The organism is Streptomyces sp. NBC_01012 (genome assembly GCF_045162755.1).
In the GTDB taxonomy this organism is placed as follows: Bacteria; Actinomycetota; Actinomycetes; order Streptomycetales; family Streptomycetaceae; genus Streptomyces.
Window position 1 is genome coordinate 6,978,534 of sequence record NZ_CP108688.1, and the last position, 21,394, is coordinate 6,999,927.

Below are 21,394 nucleotides of genomic sequence, written 5' to 3' on the forward strand. Positions count from 1 at the left end.
GGGACCGATGATTCCCGGAGAGATCCTGTTCGCGGAGGATCGGGTCGCGCTCAACGTGGGGCGCCCCGTCACCCGTCTCACCGTACTCAACGCGGCGGACCGGCCCGTCCAGGTCGGCTCGCACTACCACTTCGCCGAGGCCAACCCCGGTCTGCACTTCGACCGTCGGGCGGCCCGCGGGCTGCGGCTGAACATCGCCGCCGGAACCGCCGTGCGCTTCGAGCCCGGCATCCCCGTCGACGTCGAACTCGTCCCGCTCGCAGGTCTGCGCACCGTCCCCGGACTGCGTGGCGACACCGGAGGTCCCCTCGATGCCTGAGCTCAGCCGCCCCGTGTACGCCGATCTGTTCGGGCCCACCACCGGCGACCGCATCCGGCTCGCCGACACCTGTCTCCTCGTCGAGATCGAGGAGGACCGCTCGGGCGGCCCCGGACACGCAGGGGACGAAGCCGTGTTCGGCGGCGGCAAGGTGATCCGTGAATCGATGGGCCAGGCGCGGACCACGCGCGCCGAAGGCGCCCCGGACACCGTCGTCACCGGCGCCGTCATCATCGACCACTGGGGTGTCGTCAAGGCCGACATCGGCATCCGTGACGGCCGGATCACCGGGATCGGCAAGGCCGGGAACCCGGACACCATGGACGGTGTCCACCCCGAGCTGGTCATCGGACCCGAGACCGAGATCATCGCGGGCAACGGCAAGTTCATCACCGCGGGGGCCATCGACGCACACGTCCACTTCATCTCGCCGACCCTCGTCGACCAGGCGCTCTCCTCCGGGATCACCACGCTGGTCGGCGGAGGCACGGGCCCGGCCGAGGGGACCAAGGCCACGACGATCACCCCGGGCCCCTGGCACCTTGCCCGGATGTTCGAGGCGCTCGACGGCAGTCCCGTCAACATCGGTCTGCTCGGCAAGGGCAACACGATGTCCCGGGACGCCATGCACTCCCAACTGCGGGCCGGAGCACTGGGGTTCAAGATTCATGAGGACTGGGGCGCCACCCCCGCCGTCATCGACGCCTGCCTGGGCGTGTGCGAGGAGACCGGGGCCCAGCTGGCCATCCACACGGACACGCTCAACGAGGCCGGGTTCGTCGCGGACACGCTGGCCGCCGTCGCGGGGCGCACCATCCACGCCTACCACACCGAAGGCGCGGGTGGTGGGCACGCTCCCGACATCATCAGTGTGGTCTCGGAGCCCCACGTCCTGCCCAGCTCGACCAATCCGACGCGGCCGCACACCGTCAACACCATCGAGGAACACCTCGACATGCTGATGGTGTGTCATCACCTCAACCCCACGGTGCCGGAGGACCTCGCCTTCGCCGAGTCCCGGATCCGGCCTTCGACCATCGCGGCCGAGGACATCCTCCATGACCTCGGAGCCATCTCGATCATCTCCTCGGACTCCCAGGCCATGGGCCGTATCGGCGAGGTGATCCTGCGTACCTGGCAGACCGCCCATGTGATGAAGCGACGGCGCGGTGCCCTCCCGGGCGACGGTCCCGCCGACAACCATCGCGCACGTCGCTATGTCGCCAAATACACCATCAACCCTGCCGTGGCCCAGGGTCTCGACCAGGAGATCGGCTCCGTCGAGACCGGCAAGCTCGCCGATCTCGTGCTGTGGGATCCGGCGTTCTTCGGCGTCAAGCCGCAGACCGTCATCAAGGGCGGCCAGATCGCCTACGCACAGATGGGCGACGCCAACGCCTCGATCCCCACGCCCCAACCGGTCATGCCCCGACCGATGTTCGGTGCCATGGGCCGGGCTCCCGCGGCCAACTCCCGTAACTTCGTGTCCTCGGCAGCCGTCGAGGACGGACTGGCGGAGCGGCTGGGGCTCGGCAAGGAGTTCGTGCCGATCACCAGCACGCGCGGCGTCACCAAGGCGGACATGCGGGAGAACGACGCCCTGCCCCGGGTCCAGGTCGACCCCGACAGCTTCGCCGTCACCATCGACGGTGACCCGGTCGAACCCGCTCCGGCCGCCGAACTCCCCATGGCCCAGCGTTACTTCCTCTTCTGAGGGCGGGACGGTTACGTGACGACCACGCGCGCGGCCCTGCTCGTCCTCGCCGACGGCCGGTTCCCCGCCGGCGGGCACGCCCACTCCGGTGGCGCCGAAGCGGCCGTCAAGGCGGGACACCTGCGGAACGCCCAGGACCTTGAGGCGTTCTGTCTGGGGCGGCTCCACACCACAGGACTGACCTCCGCGGCCCTGGCCGCCGCAGCGGCCCAGGGCATCGACCCGCTCGCCCTCGACGAGGCGGCCGACGCCCGGACACCGTCGCCCGCGCTCAGGAACGTCGCCCGGAGACTCGGCCGGCAGCTCATGAGGGCGGCGCGGGCCACCTGGCCGAGCCCCGCACTGGCCGCGCTCGCCGAGGCCAGGCCACGCGGCGCCCACCAGCCCGTCGTCCTCGGGCTCACGGCGCACGCCGCAGGCCTGGGAGCCGCCGACGCCGCACACTGCGTGGCCTACGAAACGGTCAGCGGGCCCGCCACGGCGGTGGTGCGCCTGCTGTCACTCGACCCCTTCGAGGCCACCGCGGTCCTCGCCCGGCTCGCGCCCGCCCTCGACCGGGTCGCCGAGCAGGCCGCCGAGGCCGCAGGCCAGGGCATCGAGGCACTGCCGGCCGCCTCCGCCCCGCTGCTCGACATCGCGGCCGAGGCCCACGCGGCCTGGCCCGTCCGCCTGTTCGCATCCTGAGGCCGCGAACCACCCCCGCCCCGAACCACCCCCGCCGCCCCGAACCACCCCGTCCTCACCAAGGAGTCGCACCCATGCATCTCGACCACGCGCACCAGGCCCCGGCCGCCGTCAGCGCCGACTCCACGCGCCCCGACGGCAGCCGTCGCGCGCTGCGGATCGGCCTGGGAGGGCCGGTCGGATCGGGCAAGACGGCGACCGTCGCCGCCCTCTGCCGCGCGCTGCGTGACCGGGTGTCCATCGCCGTCGTCACCAACGACATCTACACCCGAGAGGACGCCGCCTTCCTGCTCCGCAACGCGGTGCTGCCGCCCGAGCGCATCCAGGCCGTCGAGACCGGCGCCTGCCCGCACACCGCGATCCGGGACGACATCTCCGCCAACCTCGAAGCCGTCGAGGACCTGGAGGACGCCGTGGGGCCCCTCGATCTGATCCTCGTCGAATCGGGCGGCGACAACCTCACCGCGACCTTCTCCAAGGGGCTCGTCGACGCCCAGGTCTTCGTCATCGATGTCGCGGGTGGCGACGACATCCCGCGTAAGGGCGGTCCCGGTGTCACCACCGCCGACCTGCTCGTCGTCAACAAGACCGACCTCGCCCCCTACGTCGGCTCCGACCTGGACCGGATGGCCGACGACGCCGCGGCACAACGCGGAGACCTGCCGGTGGTGTTCACCTCCCTGACCGGGGCCGACGGCGTCGCACCCGTCGCCGACTGGGTGCGGGCGCGGCTCGCGGACTGGACCGCATGAGCGTCACGGCCACCGCCCGGATCACGGCCGCCGCCGACGGCCGTGGATCCACCGCGCTTCCCGTGCTGGAGAGCGAGGGACCGCTCGCCCTGCGCCGGACCAGGTCCCCGGATCCCGCGTACGCGCGCGTCACCGTGGTCGGCGCGATGAGTGCACCGCTCGGCGGCGACCGGCTCGCCGTCGATGCCCTGGCCGGTGACGGCGCGAGGGTGACGGTGGACTCCGCCGCCGCGACCGTGGCACTGCCCGGGGCAGGCCCGGACGCGGGCCGCCCCGCCTCGTACGACGTGCGGCTCGGCGTGGGGGAGGGGGCAGAACTCCACTGGCTCCCCGAACAGGTCGTCTCGGCGCAGGGCAGTGCGCTCGACATGACCACCCGGGCCGAACTCGCCGTTACCGCACGCCTGGTACTGCGCGAGGAACAGGTGCTGGGCCGGCACGGCGAACACACAGGGCGGCTCTCCACGCGCCTGACCGTCCGGAGAGCCGGGCGGGCCCTCCTCGACCAGCAGCTGGCGTACGGGCCGGGAGCGCCCGGCGGCTGGGACGGCGCCGCCGTCCTGGGCGGCCACCGAGCCGTCGGGCAACTGCTCGTCGTCGACCCCACGTTCGGCCACGCGCCGCCCACGCCGCGACTGCTCGGGCCCACTGCTGTGCTCACCCCGCTGGCCGGGCCCGCGGTCCTGGTGACAGCGCTCGCGGCCGACGCGCGGCTGCTGCGCGCGGTGCTGGACGAGGCGCTCGAAGGTCTGCTGAAGGAGACGAACGCGCGCCGAGGAGCGTGAGTTCGCTCAGCGGGACAGGGTGCACCGGTTATTGGTTCGGTAAAGAAACATGCGTACGCCCTGTTCCCGGTGGCCTCACAGACGAAAGGATCGGCCTGGACATGACCAACGCGCCGCCACCGGCGGCGCGGCACACAGGGGGAGGTTCCACGTGAGACGCACTGCGGTGCTCGGTTCGGCCGGCACACTGATCGCGGGCACGCTCATAGCGGGGGCGACAGTCGTGCCCGCCGCAGGCGCCGAGGGCCCGCACCACGGCGGCCAGGAGGCGCGCGGGGTCCAGATCGCCGCCGCGCGGGCCGCGAAGACGGGCATCGACTGGGCGGACTGCCCCGAGGACTGGGCGATATCCGCGCCCATCCAGTGCGGCTGGGTGAGTGTTCCGGTCGACTACACCAAGCCGCGCGGCAAGCAGATCAAGCTCGCGGTCGACCGCCACGTCAGCACGGGCACGAAGAAGGAACGCCAGGGCGCGCTCCTCTACAACCCCGGCGGCCCCGGCGGCTCGGGCATGGCGTTCCCGAACCGCGTCGTCACCGAGAACCCTCTCTGGAAGAAGACCGCGAAGGCGTACGACTTCGTCGGCTTCGACCCGCGCGGGGTCGGCCACTCCGCGCCGATCTCCTGCGTCGACCCCCAGGAGTTCGTGAAGGCCCCGAAGGCCGACCCGGTGCCCGGCAGCGAGGCCGACAAGCGGGCCCAGCGCAAGCTGGCGGCCGAGTATGCCGAGGGCTGCGCCGAGCGCAGCGGCGACATGCTGGCGCACATGACCACGCCCGACACCGCACGCGACCTGGACGTCATCCGCGCCGCGCTCGGTGAGAAGAAGCTCAACTTCCTGGGCGTGTCCTACGGCACCTACCTGGGCGCGGTCTACGGCACGCTCTTCCCGACGCACGTACGCCGCATGGTCGTCGACAGCGTGGTCAACCCCGCGAAGCAGAACATCTGGTACGAGGCCAACCTCAACCAGGACATCGCCTTCCAGACGCGCTGGAACGACTGGAAGGAGTGGGTGGTCGAGAACGACGCGGCCTACCACATCGGTGACACGCCCGAGAAGGTCGAGCAGGCGTGGCAGACCCTGCGCGCCGCGTCCGCGAAGAGCCCGATCGGCGGCGTACTCGGCCCCGCCGAACTCATCGGATTCTTCCAGAGCGCGCCGTACTACGACTCCGCCTGGGCACCCACCGCCCAGGTCTGGAGCGACTACCTGGGCGGCGACACCCAGGCGCTGATCGACGCCGCGGCACCCGACCTGTCGGACACCGCGGGCAACATCAGCGCGGAGAACGGCAACGCCGTGTACACGGCCGTCGAGTGCGCGGACGCCAAGTGGCCCACCAGCTGGAAGAAGTGGGACCGCGACAGCACCCGGCTGCACCAGGACAACCCGTTCATGACGTGGGCCAACACCTGGATGAACCTGCCGTGCGCGACCTGGCCGTCCGAGCAGCGGACCCCGCTGGACGTCCACACCGGCAAGGGCCTGCCCCCGGTGCTGCTCGTGCAGTCCACGCGCGACGCCGCCACCCCCTACGCCGGCGCCGTCGAGCTGCACAAGCGGTTCAAGGGCTCCCGCCTCATCACCGAGGAGGGCGCCGGTTCGCACGGTGTCACCGGCCTGGTCAACCCCTGTGTCAACGAGCGGGTGGACACCTACCTGCTCACGGGGAAGACCGACCGGCGCGATGTGACGTGCGCCCCGCACGCCACACCGACGCCGTGATCACCACCTGACGTGAGCGGGCGGCCGATGAAGTCCGGCGGCCGCCCGTTCACCCCCCCCCGGCGTCCGTGCGGCGCCGCTCGCTCACGCCCTCCTGTCGTACCGCTCGAGCCAGGCGTCCTCCGCCGCGTAGTCGAAGAGCCCCTCGCCGTAGCTGCTCAGCATCTTCGGGAACGCCTGCCGCCAGTCGCGCCCTTCGAGCTGTGCGACGAGCCATTCGACGGTCCGCGGCAGTGACTCGACATACCCCGTCACCGGGCGGTAGCCCAACTCCCGTGCGGCGGCCGACATGTCGTGGACGACGGGGTGGGCGACGCTCCACGGGGTGCCCCCGACGTCCCCTTCGGGCGGCGCGCCCGCCACCAGCACCGTCTCGGTCTCCCGGCCCAGCACACCGTCGACGGCCGCGCCGATCTCGGCGACGGTCGGGGCCTGGGGGTCCGCGGCGTTGAGCACCCGGGAGGCGGGGCGCAGCGCCGCGAGGCGGATCAGCTCGGCGATGTTGGACACATGGACCGGGTGAAAGCGGCTCTCCCCGCCGTACGCGAGGACCCTTCGTTCGCGCCCGTCCAGCAGCCGTTTGACGAAGTACAGCTCGCGCGGCGTCCGGCAGTGCGGTCCGTGTACCGCGCTCGCCCGGAGCAGCGTCACCGGCAGCGCGTCGCCCAGGGCCAGCAGCTCCTGCTCCAGCGCGGCCTTCCGCGTGCCGTAGGTCGCGTCCCCCGGCGCCACCGTGGGCTGGGACTCCCGGACTGGTACCGGATACTCCGGGAAGCCGTCGGGCTCCTCCTGTGTGTCGAAGCTGCGGCCCTTGTCGTCCTCGTAGACCGCGCCGCTGGACAGGACGACGGCGGAACCCGCACGGCCGGCGAGCCCGGCGAGCTGTGCGGCGTGGCCCTGGCCGAAGGCGACCATGTCGACGAGGAGGTCACAGCCGTCGCCCAGCGCGGCCTCCAGTGCACCTTCCTCCTCGCGGTCGAGGGCGACGGCGCGGACCGTGTCGTCCCAGCCGTCGTCCCGGCCGCCGCCCCGCGAGGCGGCGGTCACCTCCCAGCCGTCCTCGGCCAGGGCCCGGACCGCGGGTCGGCCGATCTGCCCCGTGGCTCCCAGTACGAATGCTCGTCCTCTGCTCATGCGGGAGACGCTACGGCGGGCCCGGCGGCAGGACCAGAGGTCTCGGCCCACAGCAGATTCCGCACATGCAGCGCGGGGGAGCAGCCCCGGGAACCGGTCGTCGACATGCGGGAGTCCTTACGGCTCCCGGTGCCCGGACCCGTGCAGAATCGGCCGGGTGGGCGAGAGGCCCGGCTCCTTGTCGGCGCTGTACGCACGTCGCGGGAGGACCGGGCGGTCGGTGTGATCCATTTCGTGTCGCTCATCGTGTGCGCGGTGGCGATCTATCTCTCGTGCGAGTGGTTCGTCAACGCGGTGGAGTGGCTGGGGCAGCGCCTCGACGTCGGGAGGATGGCGGTCGGCACGATCCTCGCCGCGTTCGGCACCGCGCTGCCGGAATCGGTGGTGACGCTGGTCGCGGTCACGACGGGCGCCGACGACGAGGCCAAGAACATCGGCGTGGGGGCGGCGATGGGCGGCCCGCTCGCGCTGGCCACGGTCGCCTACGGCGTGACCGGCGTGATGCTCCACATCGAACGCCGCAAGGACGACGCTCCGACCCCCGCGGCGGGCAGTACACAGGCCGGCGCGGGGGCCGGCGACACCGACGGAGTCGATGCGCTGGGTGCCGCGAAGGACATGAGGCGGCTGGCCAAGGACCAGAAGTGGTTCCTGCCCGTCTTCGTCGTCAAGGTCGCTCTCGGCCTGGTCACCTTCGCCTTCAAGCCCGTGCTCGGCCTGCTGTTCTTCGGTGCCTACGCCGTCTACTTCTGGCACGAGATCCGCCGCGGCGACGACGGCGACGAGCACGAGGAGCTTGAGCCCCTCAAGCTCCAGCCCCGGGCCGACGCCCCGGCGACCTGGGCCGTCGTCGTCCAGACCCTGGCCGCACTGGCCGTCATCTTCCTCGCGTCCCAGCTGTTCGTGAGGCAGCTCGACACGATCGGCCCGATGCTCGGACTCCCGGCCGCGGTCACCGCACTGCTGCTCTCACCGATCGCGACGGAGCTGCCCGAGGTCATGAACGCGATCATCTGGGTCCGTCAGGGCAAGACCCGGCTCGCCCTGGCGAACATCTCCGGCGCCATGATGATCCAGGCGACCGTCCCCAGCGGCCTGGGGCTGCTCTTCACCACCTGGAAGTTCGACGGCCCCCTGCTCTGGTCCGGACTGATCACCATGGCCGCGATCGTCTACCTCCTGCTGACGATGCGCGCCCACAGGCTCACTCCGGGACGGCTGGCCGTGGCGGCGCTCTTCTACGTCGTCTTCGGGCTGGGGCTCATCCCCATCCTGGACTGACGGTGCCCCAGCCCACCGTCTCAGCGTGACCTGCGGGGGAGCTTCTTGGACTCCTCGGCCTGGGCCGCCTTCGCCTTGGCCGCGTACTCATCGACGTACTCCTGTCCCGAGAGCCCGAGGACGGCGTACATGATCTCGTCCGTGACCGCGCGGATCGCCGCCTTCTGGTCCTCCAGACCGGCGTACCGGGAGAAGTCCAGCGGCTCCCCGAAGCGGATCGTGACCCGCTTGATGCTGGGCACCTTCTGTCCGGGCGGCTGGATCTCGAACGTGCCGACCATCGCACAGGGGATGACCGGAACCCCCGCCTTGATCGCCATCACCGCGACGCCGACCTTGCCCTTGTACAGCCGTCCGTCGTGCGAGCGGGTGCCCTCCGGGTAGATGCCCAGCAGCTCACCCTTGCTCAGGACGCCCAGCCCCTCGCGGATCGCCGCCTGCCCCGCCTCCTTGCCCGAGCGGTCCACGGGGATCTGCCCGATGCTGTGGAAGAAGGCCGCGGTCAGCCTGCCCTTGATGCCGGGGCCGGTGAAGTACTCGGCCTTCGCGAGGAAGGTGATGCGGCGCTTGAGGATCGCCGGCATCAGGAAGTGGTCCGAGAAGGAGAGATGGTTGCCCGCGACGATCGCGGCGCCCTCGTCGGGGATGTGCTCGAGCCCCTCGATACGGGGCCGGAACGCGAGCCGGAGCAGGGGCCCCAGCACCGCATATTTCAGAACGTAATAGAACACAGCTTCTCTCCTAGTCTTCCGGACCGGGCTGTTGGCCGCGTTCTGCCAGTCCACACACGGTGTGACGAACTCGTAGTCCCTTGTGGCGACTGATCGTAGCTGTGTTACGCGTACGACCTGCCGGGCCTGATCGTCGCCGAACCCGGCGACGTCGCCGAGGGGCGACCGCGCGATCAGCGGCCCAGGAGTTCGAGTGCGGACTTTACGGTGTCCAGAAGTGGCTGGCCGATCGCCCCGACGCCGGAGGCGACGGCCGCGATGGCCGCCAGCGAGCGGCGTCGCGCGAGGGGTCCTGCGGACCCGCCGGCCGCGAGGGCGGGCAACGCGCCGTCGATGGAGGCCCTGCCCTCGTCGGAGACATCGCCGCGCAGCGCCCGCGCCATCTCGATCACGGCCCGAAGCGTCTCGTCGAGGTTCGGCTGCGGGGCATGATGATGGTGGGCGATGCCCGTGTGGCCGTCACCGCCGTGGATGTTGACCGAGTCCCCGAAGTGGTAGTTGTCGCCCGTCACTTCACGACCCCCGTGTGCCCGGAACCACCGTAGATGTTCGCCGTGTCGCCGAAATGGTAGTCGCCGTAGTTGGTGATGGACAGTGAGGTCACCGTGGCGTGGAACTCCGCGTCCGGCAGGTCGATCGCCTCGGCGATCGCGTACACCAGCCCGTTCAGGTAGCCGATCTCTCCCGTCACCAGAGCCGTGGACCGGCCGTTCGTCTCGACGGCGAGGACAGGGTGGCTCCTGGCGAAGACCACACTCGCCATCTCACCGGCGAAGTAGGTGAGCACGACCACACCGACAGCCAGCAGGAAGTCAGCCAGACCGTCGGAATCGGAAGATCCGTACGATGACCTGGACGTGTCCGAGAACCACGTCAGAAGAAGCAGGAAGATCAGGGTGGCCCCGCCCCGCTTCAGGAACCGTGTGAACGCCGCTCCACGGCGAGGCGTCAGCTCGAAGGTGTAGACGCGGACGATGTTCTCCAGCGGGTAGGCGGCCCCCCGTACCCAGAGCAGCCGCTTGCTGATGACGAGGGTGCCCTGGGGCGGGATGCGCGGCGCTGCCGCGGCGGGCGTCACGCCGGCCCGCGCGCGTGCCCCCTTCCACGGACGCGACGCAGGGGGGTGCGTCGGCTTCGGTGGCGGTGGTGGTGGCGCTTCAGGCGTTCCCATCTGTTCCCCCCGAGACGCGGTCGCTCAACCTCGCGCCCTATTAGGCAGCCGAATCACTTGCCCCACAAGTCAGGTTCAGGACAGCGCGACCGGCACGTAGCGCCGCTCAGAACATCTGACGTCTGATCTTAGGTAGGATCCCCCTCAGGACGGCGAACCGAGGGGGAACGATGGCCGCAGCACAGCGGAGCTTCAGGGAGCTCGCGCCCGAGGCGCCGCGCGGAGCGAGCGCCTCGCGGCGGGCTACCACCACCGGCCAGATCAAGGACTTCATCCTGGTCGAGGGCCTGCGCCCCGGCGACCTGCTGCCCACGGAGGCCGAACTCTGCGAGCGCCTCAACGTCTCGCGCTCCAGCGTGCGGGAAGCGGTTCGTACGCTGTCGACGCTCGGCATCGTCGATGTCCGCCACGGCCACGGCACATATGTGGGCGCCATGTCGCTCGACGCCCTGGTCGAGATGCTCGTCTTCCGCGGTGTGCTGAGCCCGGGCGACGACCTGCGCGCACTGCGTGACGTCGTCGAGATCCGCCAGGCACTCGACCACGGCATGGCCGACCGCATCGTGGCGAGCCTGGCCGGCACGTCCAACCCCGACCTGCACGCGCTGGTGGACGAGATGGTCGCCGTGGCCGGGGAAGGGCGCACCTTCCCCCAGCAGGACCGCGCCTTCCACACCGGACTGCTGGCACGGCTGGACAACGCCCTGATCGGACAGCTCGTCAGCGCGTTCTGGGAGGTGCACACCGTCGTGGTGCCCACCCTGGGGCTCTCCGTCGCGGCCGACATGGACCAGACGGCGCGGGCGCACGGGCTCATGCTCGACGCGGCCGAGGCGGGCGACGTCCTCGCCTTCCACGCGGCGCTCACGTCTCACTACGACCCCATCGGCAAGGCGCTCGGCGTGACGGAGCCCATGACCACCGGAGACTCGACACCATGACCACAGCACGGCCCGCCGCCCTGGTGGGCGCGTACGCGGCACTGCCCTCCCCGCGCACCGACCAGGAGCGCTTCTACGAGGAGCTCGCCGGCCGGGGGATCGCCGACGGCCTGGAGATCCCGTTCCTCCGCGACGGCCTCGGGGACGACCTGCCCTGGCTGGCCGCACGGACGCGCGGCCGTTTCACCCGCTCGGTGATCACCCTGATTCCCGGCACGATGGCGCGCGTGGGGATCTCGGGCACCTTCGGGCTGGCATCGGGAGACCCCGACGGCCGCCGGGCAGCACTCGCCTTCCTTCGCGAAGCCCGTGTCGCCGCCGAGGAGTTGAACCAGCTCACCGGCGAGCAGTCGGTCTCCGCCGTCCACATCCACACCGCGCCTTCGACGACCGCCACGGGGGAGATGTTCGCCCGTTCTCTCGGAGAGATCGCGGCGGGCGCATCCGCCGACGGCGCCTGGTCCACCCGGCTCGTCCTGGAGCACTGCGACGCGTACGCGCCGGACGTCCCCGGCGAGAAGCGGTTCCTGGCGCTGGAGGACGAAATCCCCCTCGCGCGCGACGCGGGGATCGGCATCACCGTCAACTGGGGCCGCTCCGCGATCGAGGCACAGGACCGGGCCAGGCCACTCGCCCAGATCGAACGCCTCGTCTCCGAAGGACTGTTGGAGGGCGTCATGTTCTCCGGCGCCGGCCCGACAGCGAACAGGTACGGGGGCCCCTGGGCTGACGCGCACCTGCCCCTCACCGAGGACGAGCCCGCCTCCCTCATGGACGCCGACGAGGTACGCCGCTGTCTCCGGGCGGCCCAAGGCGCGTACTCCTACGCGGGGGCGAAGATCCAGGTGCCGGGCGACGCCACGGTCGACGAGCGGCTCACCGCCGTGGGCCATGTCATGGGGCTCCTGCCCGGGCGCACGGTGGCCCCGGCGGGCGCGGAAGCCGGGGCCACCGTACGGCGCTGAGGCCGACGGTCTCAGCTGTCGGTACTCCGGGACGCCGTGAGCCACGTGAGTGGCAGGACCGTCAGGAACAGGCCCTGCCACTCACGCTCCCACAGCACGGCCAGCCGTCCGTCGGGAAGCTGCGCCATCGACTGGTAGACGTGGTGACGGGGGTTGAGCACCCGGTTGTGCGGCCACGTCCGGCCGTCGTCGAAGGACATCCGCAGCACGCCACGCCCGCGGAACGGCAACAGCTGCGAGGCGTTGGCGAACACCGTCGCCCCGCGCCCGTCGTCGAGGGTCACGGTGATCGCGTTGGGCTGCGAGAAGATCTCGGGAAGCTGCGAATCGAACCCGACCTCGCCCCAGCTCTCACCACCGTCCGTGCTCGACGCGTGTGCGACCCGACCCGAAGGATGCTGGTTGCGCGCATAGACGTGCACCGATCCGTCGCCACCCTCGACGAGGACGGACTCGTACAGCGAAGCCCGGCCGTCATCAAGGTCACGGGACGACAGCTCGACGCCGTCCAGCACCCGACCGTCGTTCGGTGACCGGCCGCGCCGCCAGCTCCTGCCCCCGTCATCGCTGAGCACGGCGGCGCAGGAGAACGTCCGGCCCTCCTCGTGGTTGAAGTAGACCGGCATGAGGACGCGGCCCCGGTGCTCGCCGCGCGTCAGCTGGATCCCGTTGCCCGGGGAAGCTCCGAAGAACCGCATCCAGCCCTCCTTCACCTGCGGCGTGAGGTCTTCCGGGCCGCTCCAGGTCGCCCCGTCGTCGTCGCTCCAGATCATCTGGACGTACGAGGTGCGCACGCTCAGCAGCGACTCGTCGGGGTCCACACCCGCGGCGAGGTGGATGTTCCCCGCGGCCTTCCCTCCGGCCTTCCCCCCGGTCTTTCCCGTGGCCTTCCCCGTCCGGGTGACCGTCCCGTCGTCCGCGACCCGGTACGGCGACTCCTCCCCGTCGGCCGTGACGACACTGCCGTCCGCCTCGCGCAGGTGCACGGCGCCGTCCCGGTCGGTGAGGATCATCCGCCCGCCCTCGTCGTACCCGGTGCCCACCTCCGCGTTGGGCTGCCCGTACCCACCGGGGAACTGGTCGATCAGCACCGTCACCCGGCCGCTCTCGCGGTCCTGGACGATCACCGGGTCGCTCACGGACGTCCCGAGACGACCGCTGCCCGGATAGCGGAGGACCGTGCGGACGGGCTCCCAGCTGCCGCCGCCGTCCAGGCTGCGCCGTACGACGAAGTTGATGTCGTTGGGGCAGTCGTTCGCGATACTGACACGCTGGTCGGCACAGGCGATGACCACACCCGATCCGAGGGTCAGCAGCGCCGGGATGCGATAACTGATCGAGCCCTCCAGGCCCGTGTCGAACAGGGCCCGGGTCTCCAGCGGCTCGACCGAGGCGAGCCGTTTGACCTGGTGGTCGGAGAGCACCGCTTCATGGATCGCCGCGGTCTGCGCCTCACCGAACAGACGGGTGCCCACGAGGTCGGCCCCCACGACCACACGCTCCACCTGGCCGATGTCCTGGAAGAAGGCGGTGCCGGCCGCGTGCAGCACCTGGAAGCCGTCGACGTACAGGTCGAGGGCGCCGCGCCCGCTGACCAGCACGATGTCGTGCCAGTGGCCGTCGTCCCAGTGCCCCGGGGCGCGGACGCCGGCGACCTCGGCGCCGTCGGCGGTCACGGCGAAGGTGAGGTCGCCGTCGTCGATGGCGAGGGTCAGGGTGCCGGCCGTACCGCCGCCCTGGAGGATGACGCCTCCCTGGCCCAGGCCGCGGGTACGGCAGCGTGCGCGGATCGAGCCCTCGTCGAGTGAGCCGAGGCGCCGGGCGTCGCGGGGGGACAGCTCGGCCGCCGAGAACTCCACAAGTGGCTTCTCCACGACGGACTGTGCGACCACGGCGTTCGCCGTGAGGGGCGCGTCCCAGACGGTCAGGCGCGACGGCGTCATGATGCCCTGCGCGTCCACCTCGATCGAAGTCGGCCCGAGAGCGGCGAACCACGCTGTCGTCGTGGCCGAAAATGCCTCATAGCCGTCCACGAACAGATGGGTTCCGGTCGCGTCGACCGTGACCGCGACGCTGTGCACCCGCCCGTCGTCGATCCCCACGGTGTCCTCGGCGTCCAGATGGCGCACCTCTCCCTGGCACCTGATCGATCCGTCCACGCGGCCGTCGGTCACCGTGAGGGTGAGGGACCCGCGCTCACCGCGGATCGCGAGCAGCGGACCGTCGATCGTCGTCGCCACATCGACCTGGACCGTTCCCGTCGCGTCGCCCGCCGCGAGGGCGAGTGTCCGGGCGTCGACGACGAGTTCGGCCGCGCCACCACGGGCGTCGATCCGGATCTGGGGTGCGGCAGCGTCGGTACGCATACGTTCCTCTCGGTCGGCCGGCGCCGATCTCCGGAACCAGCCGGATCCGGCGCCCGGAACCCCCACGGGCCCATGCGTGACCGTACATAAGACGTCAGATGTCCGTCAATGAAGTGCGGGTTCAGGCGCTGGGCGGGGCACCGCCACGTGCCTAAACTCTCATTCGGGCTCCATAGCCCCATATGTCGTGCGACCACTCCCCTTCGTCCGCCACACTGGGCCGATGGCTGGAATGACCGCTCTCACCAAGCTCTGCCCGCCTCCGGGCCGCGCCACGAAACCTCGCTGGGAGACCATCGAGGCGAACCTCGGCACGCCGCTGCCGCAGGACTACAAGCAGCTGGCCGAGCGATACGGGCCCGGAGCGTTCAACGACTACGTCCACGTCTACCAGCCGCACGGGGCGACGGAGTACGTCGACCTCACGGGCCCCATGCCCGGCAGACTCCGTGCGCGGCTGAGCAAGGACCACGAACAGGGCACGCATCCCGTTCCGTACGATCCGGAGACGCTCTTCGCGTGCGCCGTGACCGGCAACGGGGAGTACCTCTTCTGGATCACGGACCCCTCAGGAGACCCCGACCGCTGGCGCATCGCGGTCAACGAGGCCCGTGGCCCGGGCTGGTTCACCTACGACGGAACCCTGACAGCCTTCCTCGCCGCGGTCCTCGACGGCAGCGAGGAGGTCCCTCTCTTCCCGGACGACCTCGCCGAGAAGCCCGCCCGCTTCGCACCCGCACGCCCCGCAGACACCGGGTCGATCCGCTCCTGGGCACGGGCCCGCGGCTACGACGTACGGCCCCGGGGGCGGATCTCCCTGGAGGTCCGGGACGCCTGGGAACAGCACCGGAAGTCGAAGGGCTGACGCCCACCGACCGTCCGTACCGCCGCGCTACGCGCCCGCGTGCGAGACGAACGCCGCCCATCCGTCGCGGCCGATGCGCAGGGCGGGGCCGTTGCCCGCGGCCTTGGAGTCGCGTACGTGGACCGAGCCGCGGCTCACGGCGACCTCGACGCAGTCACCGCCGTCGGATCCGCTGTAGCTGCTCTTGAACCAGCGCAGCCCGTCCGCGTTTCCGGTCATTCGCTCCACGCTCATGTCTCTCCCACCAGCCGTTCGATGAGCCGCGCAGACTCCTCGACATTCAGCGCCTGCGATCGCAGCTTGCCATATCGCAGCCCGAACGCGCTGATCTCCGATGGCTTGCTCACCGTGCACCCGACACCCTGTGACTCGAAATACCCGAGGTGCTCGTGCTCATTCGTCTGGACCGTCACGAACGGCCCGTTCTTACCGGGATGGAACCCCTGGCCGGTGGGCATCACCTGCACTTCCACATTCCGCAACGCACCTGCCTGGAGCAGGCGTACCCACTGTCCCCGCATGATCTCCGGGCCACCCACCGGGTCACGCAACGCCTCCTCGCCGATGATGAACGACAGCTCGGCCATCGGGTCCCGTGTCAGCAACTTCTGTCGGCCCAGCCGCGCTTCGGTGTGCCGGTCCACGATCTCCTCGCTGAACGGCGGGCAGTGGCCCGCGAACACCGCGCGCGCGTACGCCTCGGTCTGCAACAGGCCCGGCACCAGCAGCGGATCGTACGAGAACCGGCTCAGCACCTCCGCCTCGATGGTCGCGAAGCCGCGGAAGAACCGGGGCAACTTCGCCCGGTCCACACCGGGCTGGCGCACCTCCAGCACTCCCCGGGCGTCCAGCACCCTGTCCGCCGCCTCGGTGAACGCTTCCTTCGCCGGGCGGCGGCCCTGCTCGACCGAGGCGACCTGCTCCAGCGAGTAGCCGATGGCCTCGCCCAGGGCCTGCTGGTTCAACTCGGCCCGCTTGCGCAGATGTTGCAGGAGCGTCCCGTAGGCCACCCACGCGCCGGGCAGGTCGCTGTCCGCCTCCGCCTTCGCGCTCGTCGCGCGGTCCTTCCTGGTCTCCCGCACAGCCCTCACGTCCCCTCGGCCACCGGTGCGTACGCCCCTCCACACATCAACGTGAGTGACATCACCCGGGGCACGGCCGCCTACCCGTACAGAGCCCGTACAAGACCCGTACAACCGTGCCGGGTGCGGTCGGACGAGCCGCGTACGACCCTGCCTCGTACGGCCTTCTGCCCTGGTCGGGGCAGGTTTTGGCGGTCGACCATGGCGTCGTGAAACCACAGGAATTGCGTCTTCGGTTCAGCAGTACACCGCGCGGTGCGCGCCTGGCGCGGACCTTGGCCGTTCAGCAGTTCACCGAGTGGTCCGGGCGGCCGTACGACTCCGACGGCGCCCGTGCGGTCGCGCATGTCACGGCTGAACTCGCCTCGAACGCGATCACGCACGGACGCCTGCCGGGCCGCGACTTCCGGCTGACCATGCGGCTCCTGGAGGAAGCGGTCCGTATCGAGGTCACCGACACCCGCCCCGAACGCACTCTGCCCGCCACCGCCTCCGGCAGGGGCCTGCTCCTCGTCGAGGCCCACGCGACCCGGTGGGGGAGCGCGGTCTGCGACGCGTACACCAAGTGCGTCTGGGCGGATGTGCGGCTCAGAGGGTGATGACGACCTTGCCGTGGACGTGGCGTCCGGCCTGTAGCGCCACTGCTTCGCGGGTCCGCTCGATGGGGAAGGTCGCGGCGATCGGCACGGTGAGGGTGCCGGCCAGGATCGCGTCGGTGATGCGCCGCAGGGCGTCCGGCTCCGCCTCGCTGCCGCCCGTCGCCCGCACGCCGCCGGGAGGGTTGGCTCCCGCGGCGATCGTGGAGATCCGCTCGGGCGGTACGCCGAGTGCGAGCGCGGTCTCGGCGGTCTCGGTGCCGAACAGGTCGGTCGCCGCTGTCACACCCTCGGGGACCAGGGCCTTCACCCGGTCGCCGAGCCCGGGACCGTATGCCACGGGTTCGGCGCCCAGCTCCCGCAGGAAGTCGAAGGTGCGCTCCGATGCGGTCCCGATCACCCGGGCACCGGCGAGCTTCGCGAGCTGTACGGCGAACACGCCCACGCCGCCGGCGGCGCCGCCGATCAGGACGGTGTCGCCGGAGCGCAGACCGATCGCGGCGAGAGCGGCGGCCGCGGTCATTCCGGCCACCGGAAGGGTGCTCGCCACCTCGTCGCTGATGCCGTCCGGTGTGCGGGCGAGCAGATCGGGCGCCTGTGTGGGCACCTTGGCCACCAGGAAATCGGCGGCGGCCCTGCCCAGTGCGCCTCCCAGCACCCGGTCACCCACGGTGAAACCCTGGGCGCCCGGGCCGACCTCGTCCACCACGCCGGCGAAGTCGTGTCCGAAGCCGGAGGGCAGGGTGACGCCGAACCGTTCGGCCGCCTCGGGCGTCGAGGCAAGGATCCAGTCCATGGGATTCAGCCCGGCGGCCGTCACCCGGACGCGGACCTCACCGGGGCCGGCGTGCGGCTCCGGGACCTCCCGCAGCTCCAGGACCTCGGGGCCTCCGAAGGATTCGTAGATGACGGCTCGGCTCATGGCGGACCTCCAGCAGGCAAGTGATGGGACTTGGTCCTATCACCGTACATGAGTGACGGGACCAAGTGCCGTAAGCTGGATCCATGGCCCGCTGGCAACCCAACGCACCCGAGCGACTCGTGGTCGCCGCCCTCGACCTGTTCTCGGAGCGGGGCTACGAGAACACGACGGTGATCGACATCGCGGAGCGCGCGGGACTCACGAAGAGCACCTTCTTCCGGCACTTCCCGGACAAGAGGGAGGTCCTCTTCGGCGGGGACACGATGTCCGCACTGCTCGCCGAGGGGGTCGCGGCGGCCCCGGCGGCGGCCACGCCGCTCGAAGCGGTGGCTCATGCCCTGGAGGTGGTCGGGAGGGACGTCTTCGTGTCCTCGCGCCGTGCGTTCACCGCCCGGAGGCAGGCGGTGATCGCGGCCAATCCGGAACTGCGGGAACGCGAGGCGCTGAAGGGGCTGCGCCTCACCGCCTCGATGGCCGAAGCGCTCAGGCGACGCGGCGTTCCCGACCTGACCTCACGCGTGGCCGCCGAAGTGGGTGCGCTCGTCATGAAGATCGCCTACGAACGCTGGAGCGACGCGGCCTGCGCCGAGGAGTTCGCCGAGGTGGCACGGCGGACGCTCGGCGAGGTGCGAGCGGCCGGCGCCTCAACCCTGGGTGACGACACCTGAGTCGGCCGACCCGTTGCGCGAAACAACATTTTATGACCTGCCCCCGGGGTCACTACGGTCCGGTTCCATGGAATGGAATCTTCAGTCGGCCGAAAGACTCGTGGCTGCCCTGCGTGCCGGTGAAGTGACCTCGGCGGAGCTGACCGACGAGGCGATCACCCGTATCGAGCACGACGACAAGGAGATCAACGCGGTCTGTGTGCGGGACTTCGACCGTGCGCGGGCCGCCGCGCGCGAAGCGGACCTGGCACGCGCCCGCGGTGAGGACCGGCCGCTGCTCGGCATCCCGGTCACGGTCAAGGAGAGCTACGACGTCGCCGGGCTGCCCACGAACTGGGGCATGCCGCTCCACCGGGACCACATGCCTGCCGAGGACGCGGTGCAGGTGTCACGTCTCAAGGACGCTGGCGCGGTGATCCTCGGCAAGACCAACGTGCCCCTGGGCCTTCAGGACCTCCAGAGCTTCAACGAGATCTACGGCACCACCAACAACCCGTGGGACCACGGTCGTACCTCGGGCGGATCCTCCGGTGGATCGGCGGCGGCCCTGGCGTCCGGGTTCGGCGCGCTGTCCATCGGCTCCGACATCGGCGGTTCGCTGCGTACCCCCGCGCACTTCTGCGGTGTCTACGCGCACAAGCCGACCCTCGGGCTGGCCGCGAACCGCGGTATGGTCCCGCCGTCCGACCCTGCCCTGCCGGTCGACCTCGACCTGGCCGTCGTCGGCCCGATGGCGCGTACCGCCCGCGACCTCACGCTCCTGCTCGACGTGATGGCGGGACCCGACCCGCTGACGCACGGCGTGGCGTACGACGTGAGGCTGCCGCCCGCGCGCTACGAGCGGCTCGGTGACTTCCGGGTCCTGGTCCTCGACAGCCATCCGCTGATTCCGACCGGGGCCGCCGTGCGGGCGGGCGTGAACCGGGTGGCCGACGCGCTCGACGACGGCGGCGCCCGCGTCGTCCGGCACAGCGCGCTGCTGCCGGACCTGGCCGAAGCCGGTCTGCTCTACACGGAGTTGATGTTCTCGGGATCCACCGCGCGCTTCCCCGTGGAGGCCTACGAGCAGTTGCGGACCCGCGCCGCCGGGCTGAGCGCGCAGGACCGGAGCCTCTCCGCGGCCCGGCTGCGCGGCATGGTGTTCAGCCACCGCGACTGGATGGAGGCGAACAACCGCCGCGAGCTCCACCGCCAGGGCTGGCGGCGGCTGTTCGCGGAGTTCGACGCCGTGGTGTGTCCCATCACGCCCACTCCCGCGTTCCCGCACGACCACAACCCTGATCTGCTGGAACGCCGGATCGACATCGACGGCGTCGAGTACCCCTTCTTCGACCAGCTGGTCTGGGCCGGCCTGGCCACCATGCCCGGCCTGCCCGCCACCGCCGTACCCACGGGCCGGACCCCCGAAGGACTGCCGGTGGGGGTGCAGCTCATCGGCCCGATGTACGAGGACCGCACCCCTCTGCGGCTGGCGGAACTGCTGGAGCAGCGGCTCGGCGGCTTCCAGGCACCGGAGTAAGGCTCCGGTGCGGTGACTCTCGGCATTCCTGCCGCGGCATTCCTGTCGCGGTACTCCTACATGCCCGACGTGCCGACGAGGGCCTGGCGAACTTCCTCTGCGGGGAAAGGAGTTCGTTTGCTTTCCGTGATCAGTCGACGATGAAATCCGTCCAGGACGACGGCGTGCGGGGCGTGGCGGTCAATGATCGCCCCGATTCCGGGGGGCACGCCGTCGGGGCGGCGCCCGGCCATCCACTCGCGCAGGAACACTTCGTGTTCTGCGCCACCGCGCACGGCCTCGGGCAGGTGGTGGCGCAGCAGGTGGCCGGGTGCGTAGCAGCGGTCGTACAGGAGGTGGTCGGTGAGGAAGGCGGCCTCCGGCGAAGAGAGTTCGAAGTCGCGGCTGGAGGCGAGCCCGAAGTCCGCGAAGTACACCAGTTGACCGTCCGTGAGCAGATTGTCGAAGTGGGTGTCGAAGTGGACCAGCCCGCGTGAGCTCATGAACTCCGTCCCCTTCAGCAGCGCGTCTTCCGCCCACAGGTAGGGGGAGTCGCCTCCTGGCTCCGTCCAGCCCGCATCACGGGTACGGGCGAGCCAGGCCCCGAGTGTCCGAGGTACATGCTCCAGGAAGAGCACCAGGCTGAAGGAGGACCTGCCGATGGCCTCCAGCCGGCGACGCACGGCAGACGACCCCTCCCAGTGCGCGACGGCTCCCGCGATGCCTCCGAACTCATCGGCGAAGTCGGCCGGGGCTCGATCCGGCAGGACCCGCCAGTGGTACAGCAGGGGGAAACCCGCGTACTCGTTCCTCAGAACCCAGGCCGTGGTCATGAGGTGCGCGGCCAGTTCACGCCAGGCCCCGAACCCCGCCGACCCCACTCCGTACTGGTAGAAGAGAGGGAGCTCGAACAGGTTGGCGGTCGAGCGCACATGCTCGGGACGCAACTCGATGTCGGTCAGCGGGACCCGCTTGACGAAGACGGGCACTCCCGCGACCTCCATCTCGGCCCGTCTGCCGCCGATGCCGGACCCGAGTGCCGGCCCGGCAGCCACCGCGTCGCCGAGCCGGCGGTCGCTGAGCAGGGAGAGCCGCGCCCCCACGGCCGCCAGAGCGGACACCCGTGCGGCGGGTTGTGGCCGGGGCCGTTCCATTGGCAACTCCTGGATAAGGCAGGGTCGTTGATGCCGC

Annotated in this window: 22 protein-coding genes; 13 read left to right on the plus strand and 9 right to left on the minus strand. The window is 70.8% G+C overall.

The genetic code is table 11. From position 1 onward, the window contains the following. Nucleotides 1-7 precede the first annotated feature (7 nt). The 6 genes from OG623_RS31240 (at nucleotide 8) to OG623_RS31265 (ending at nucleotide 5,983) form a co-directional block, all read left to right on the plus strand. Nucleotides 8-319, plus strand: a complete 312-nt coding sequence (locus OG623_RS31240; protein WP_406150942.1) for an urease subunit beta — start codon at nucleotides 8-10, stop codon at nucleotides 317-319. Beyond that, nucleotides 312-2,033, plus strand: a complete 1,722-nt coding sequence (locus OG623_RS31245; RefSeq protein WP_406150943.1) for an urease subunit alpha — start codon at nucleotides 312-314, stop codon at nucleotides 2,031-2,033. The genes OG623_RS31240 and OG623_RS31245 overlap by 8 nt, the downstream gene beginning before the upstream one ends. Nucleotides 2,034-2,048: 15 nt before the next feature. Further along, nucleotides 2,049-2,717, plus strand: a complete 669-nt coding sequence (locus OG623_RS31250) for an urease accessory protein UreF (RefSeq protein ID WP_406150944.1) — start codon at nucleotides 2,049-2,051, stop codon at nucleotides 2,715-2,717. A gap of 74 nt (nucleotides 2,718-2,791) precedes the next feature. Then, nucleotides 2,792-3,469 (plus strand): urease accessory protein UreG, encoded by a 678-nt coding sequence (gene ureG / locus OG623_RS31255; protein WP_406150945.1) that lies wholly within the window; start codon nucleotides 2,792-2,794, stop codon nucleotides 3,467-3,469. After that, nucleotides 3,466-4,254 carry an urease accessory protein UreD gene (locus tag OG623_RS31260; protein WP_406150946.1) on the plus strand — a complete coding sequence of 263 codons (789 nt, stop codon included), beginning with the start codon at nucleotides 3,466-3,468 and terminating at the stop codon, nucleotides 4,252-4,254. The genes ureG and OG623_RS31260 overlap by 4 nt, the downstream gene beginning before the upstream one ends. Nucleotides 4,255-4,405: 151 nt before the next feature. After that, complete coding sequence (locus OG623_RS31265; RefSeq protein ID WP_406150947.1) at nucleotides 4,406-5,983, plus strand: alpha/beta hydrolase; 1,578 nt, start codon at nucleotides 4,406-4,408, stop codon at nucleotides 5,981-5,983. An 84-nt stretch (nucleotides 5,984-6,067) separates the two neighbouring features. On the opposite strand, the gene OG623_RS31270 is transcribed toward OG623_RS31265, so the two are convergent. Beyond that, nucleotides 6,068-7,117: an NAD-dependent epimerase/dehydratase family protein gene (locus tag OG623_RS31270; RefSeq protein ID WP_406150948.1), complete on the minus strand. Its 1,050-nt coding sequence runs from the start codon at nucleotides 7,115-7,117 to the stop codon at nucleotides 6,068-6,070. 222 nt (nucleotides 7,118-7,339) lie between these two features. Between OG623_RS31270 and OG623_RS31275 the strand changes: the two genes are divergently transcribed. Then, the gene (locus OG623_RS31275; RefSeq protein WP_406150949.1) at nucleotides 7,340-8,398 is read left to right on the plus strand and encodes a sodium:calcium antiporter; all 1,059 of its coding nucleotides are present in this window, start codon (nucleotides 7,340-7,342) and stop codon (nucleotides 8,396-8,398) included. A 20-nt stretch (nucleotides 8,399-8,418) separates the two neighbouring features. Here OG623_RS31275 and OG623_RS31280 read toward each other — a convergent pair whose 3' ends face one another. From OG623_RS31280 to OG623_RS31290, 3 genes are all read right to left on the minus strand, one after another. Then, entirely contained in the window at nucleotides 8,419-9,129 is a 711-nt protein-coding gene (locus tag OG623_RS31280; RefSeq protein ID WP_406150950.1) for a lysophospholipid acyltransferase family protein, read from the minus strand. 173 nt (nucleotides 9,130-9,302) lie between these two features. Beyond that, nucleotides 9,303-9,641 carry a hypothetical protein gene (locus OG623_RS31285; RefSeq protein ID WP_406150951.1) on the minus strand — a complete coding sequence of 113 codons (339 nt, stop codon included), beginning with the start codon at nucleotides 9,639-9,641 and terminating at the stop codon, nucleotides 9,303-9,305. Continuing rightward, entirely contained in the window at nucleotides 9,638-10,207 is a 570-nt protein-coding gene (locus OG623_RS31290; RefSeq protein WP_406150952.1) for a DUF6232 family protein, read from the minus strand. Before OG623_RS31290 ends, OG623_RS31285 begins: the two co-directional genes overlap by 4 nt. A 263-nt stretch (nucleotides 10,208-10,470) precedes the next feature. On the opposite strand from OG623_RS31290, the gene OG623_RS31295 reads away from it, so the two are divergent. Next, nucleotides 10,471-11,241, plus strand: coding sequence for a FadR/GntR family transcriptional regulator (locus tag OG623_RS31295; protein ID WP_406150953.1), 771 nt, complete (start codon nucleotides 10,471-10,473; stop codon nucleotides 11,239-11,241). Further along, complete coding sequence (locus OG623_RS31300; protein ID WP_406150954.1) at nucleotides 11,238-12,206, plus strand: DUF4862 family protein; 969 nt, start codon at nucleotides 11,238-11,240, stop codon at nucleotides 12,204-12,206. The genes OG623_RS31295 and OG623_RS31300 overlap by 4 nt, the downstream gene beginning before the upstream one ends. An 11-nt stretch (nucleotides 12,207-12,217) precedes the next feature. Here OG623_RS31300 and OG623_RS31305 read toward each other — a convergent pair whose 3' ends face one another. Next, the gene (locus OG623_RS31305) at nucleotides 12,218-14,572 is read right to left on the minus strand and encodes an exo-alpha-sialidase (RefSeq protein ID WP_406150955.1); all 2,355 of its coding nucleotides are present in this window, start codon (nucleotides 14,570-14,572) and stop codon (nucleotides 12,218-12,220) included. Nucleotides 14,573-14,795: 223 nt separating this feature from the next. Here OG623_RS31305 and OG623_RS31310 point away from each other — a divergent pair, with 223 nt between their 5' ends. Then, nucleotides 14,796-15,437, plus strand: a complete 642-nt coding sequence (locus OG623_RS31310; RefSeq protein ID WP_406150956.1) for an SMI1/KNR4 family protein — start codon at nucleotides 14,796-14,798, stop codon at nucleotides 15,435-15,437. A gap of 27 nt (nucleotides 15,438-15,464) precedes the next feature. Here OG623_RS31310 and OG623_RS31315 read toward each other — a convergent pair whose 3' ends face one another. Then, nucleotides 15,465-15,671: a DUF397 domain-containing protein gene (locus tag OG623_RS31315; protein ID WP_406150957.1), complete on the minus strand. Its 207-nt coding sequence runs from the start codon at nucleotides 15,669-15,671 to the stop codon at nucleotides 15,465-15,467. Then, entirely contained in the window at nucleotides 15,668-16,519 is an 852-nt protein-coding gene (locus OG623_RS31320) for a helix-turn-helix domain-containing protein (RefSeq protein ID WP_406150958.1), read from the minus strand. Before OG623_RS31320 ends, OG623_RS31315 begins: the two co-directional genes overlap by 4 nt. A 275-nt stretch (nucleotides 16,520-16,794) precedes the next feature. On the opposite strand from OG623_RS31320, the gene OG623_RS31325 reads away from it, so the two are divergent. Further along, nucleotides 16,795-17,118 carry an ATP-binding protein gene (locus OG623_RS31325; RefSeq protein ID WP_406150959.1) on the plus strand — a complete coding sequence of 108 codons (324 nt, stop codon included), beginning with the start codon at nucleotides 16,795-16,797 and terminating at the stop codon, nucleotides 17,116-17,118. On the opposite strand, the gene OG623_RS31330 is transcribed toward OG623_RS31325, so the two are convergent. Further along, the gene (locus OG623_RS31330) at nucleotides 17,108-18,037 is read right to left on the minus strand and encodes an NADP-dependent oxidoreductase (protein ID WP_406150960.1); all 930 of its coding nucleotides are present in this window, start codon (nucleotides 18,035-18,037) and stop codon (nucleotides 17,108-17,110) included. The two genes, OG623_RS31325 and OG623_RS31330, sit on opposite strands and share 11 nt — an antisense overlap. An 83-nt stretch (nucleotides 18,038-18,120) precedes the next feature. Here OG623_RS31330 and OG623_RS31335 point away from each other — a divergent pair, with 83 nt between their 5' ends. Together OG623_RS31335 and OG623_RS31340 are read left to right on the plus strand one after the other, a co-directional pair. After that, complete coding sequence (locus OG623_RS31335; protein WP_406150961.1) at nucleotides 18,121-18,705, plus strand: helix-turn-helix domain-containing protein; 585 nt, start codon at nucleotides 18,121-18,123, stop codon at nucleotides 18,703-18,705. Between the two features lie 67 nt (nucleotides 18,706-18,772). After that, nucleotides 18,773-20,224 carry an amidase gene (locus tag OG623_RS31340; RefSeq protein ID WP_406150962.1) on the plus strand — a complete coding sequence of 484 codons (1,452 nt, stop codon included), beginning with the start codon at nucleotides 18,773-18,775 and terminating at the stop codon, nucleotides 20,222-20,224. 56 nt (nucleotides 20,225-20,280) lie between these two features. Here OG623_RS31340 and OG623_RS31345 read toward each other — a convergent pair whose 3' ends face one another. Continuing rightward, the gene (locus OG623_RS31345; RefSeq protein WP_406150963.1) at nucleotides 20,281-21,357 is read right to left on the minus strand and encodes a protein kinase family protein; all 1,077 of its coding nucleotides are present in this window, start codon (nucleotides 21,355-21,357) and stop codon (nucleotides 20,281-20,283) included. Nucleotides 21,358-21,394 lie beyond the last annotated feature (37 nt).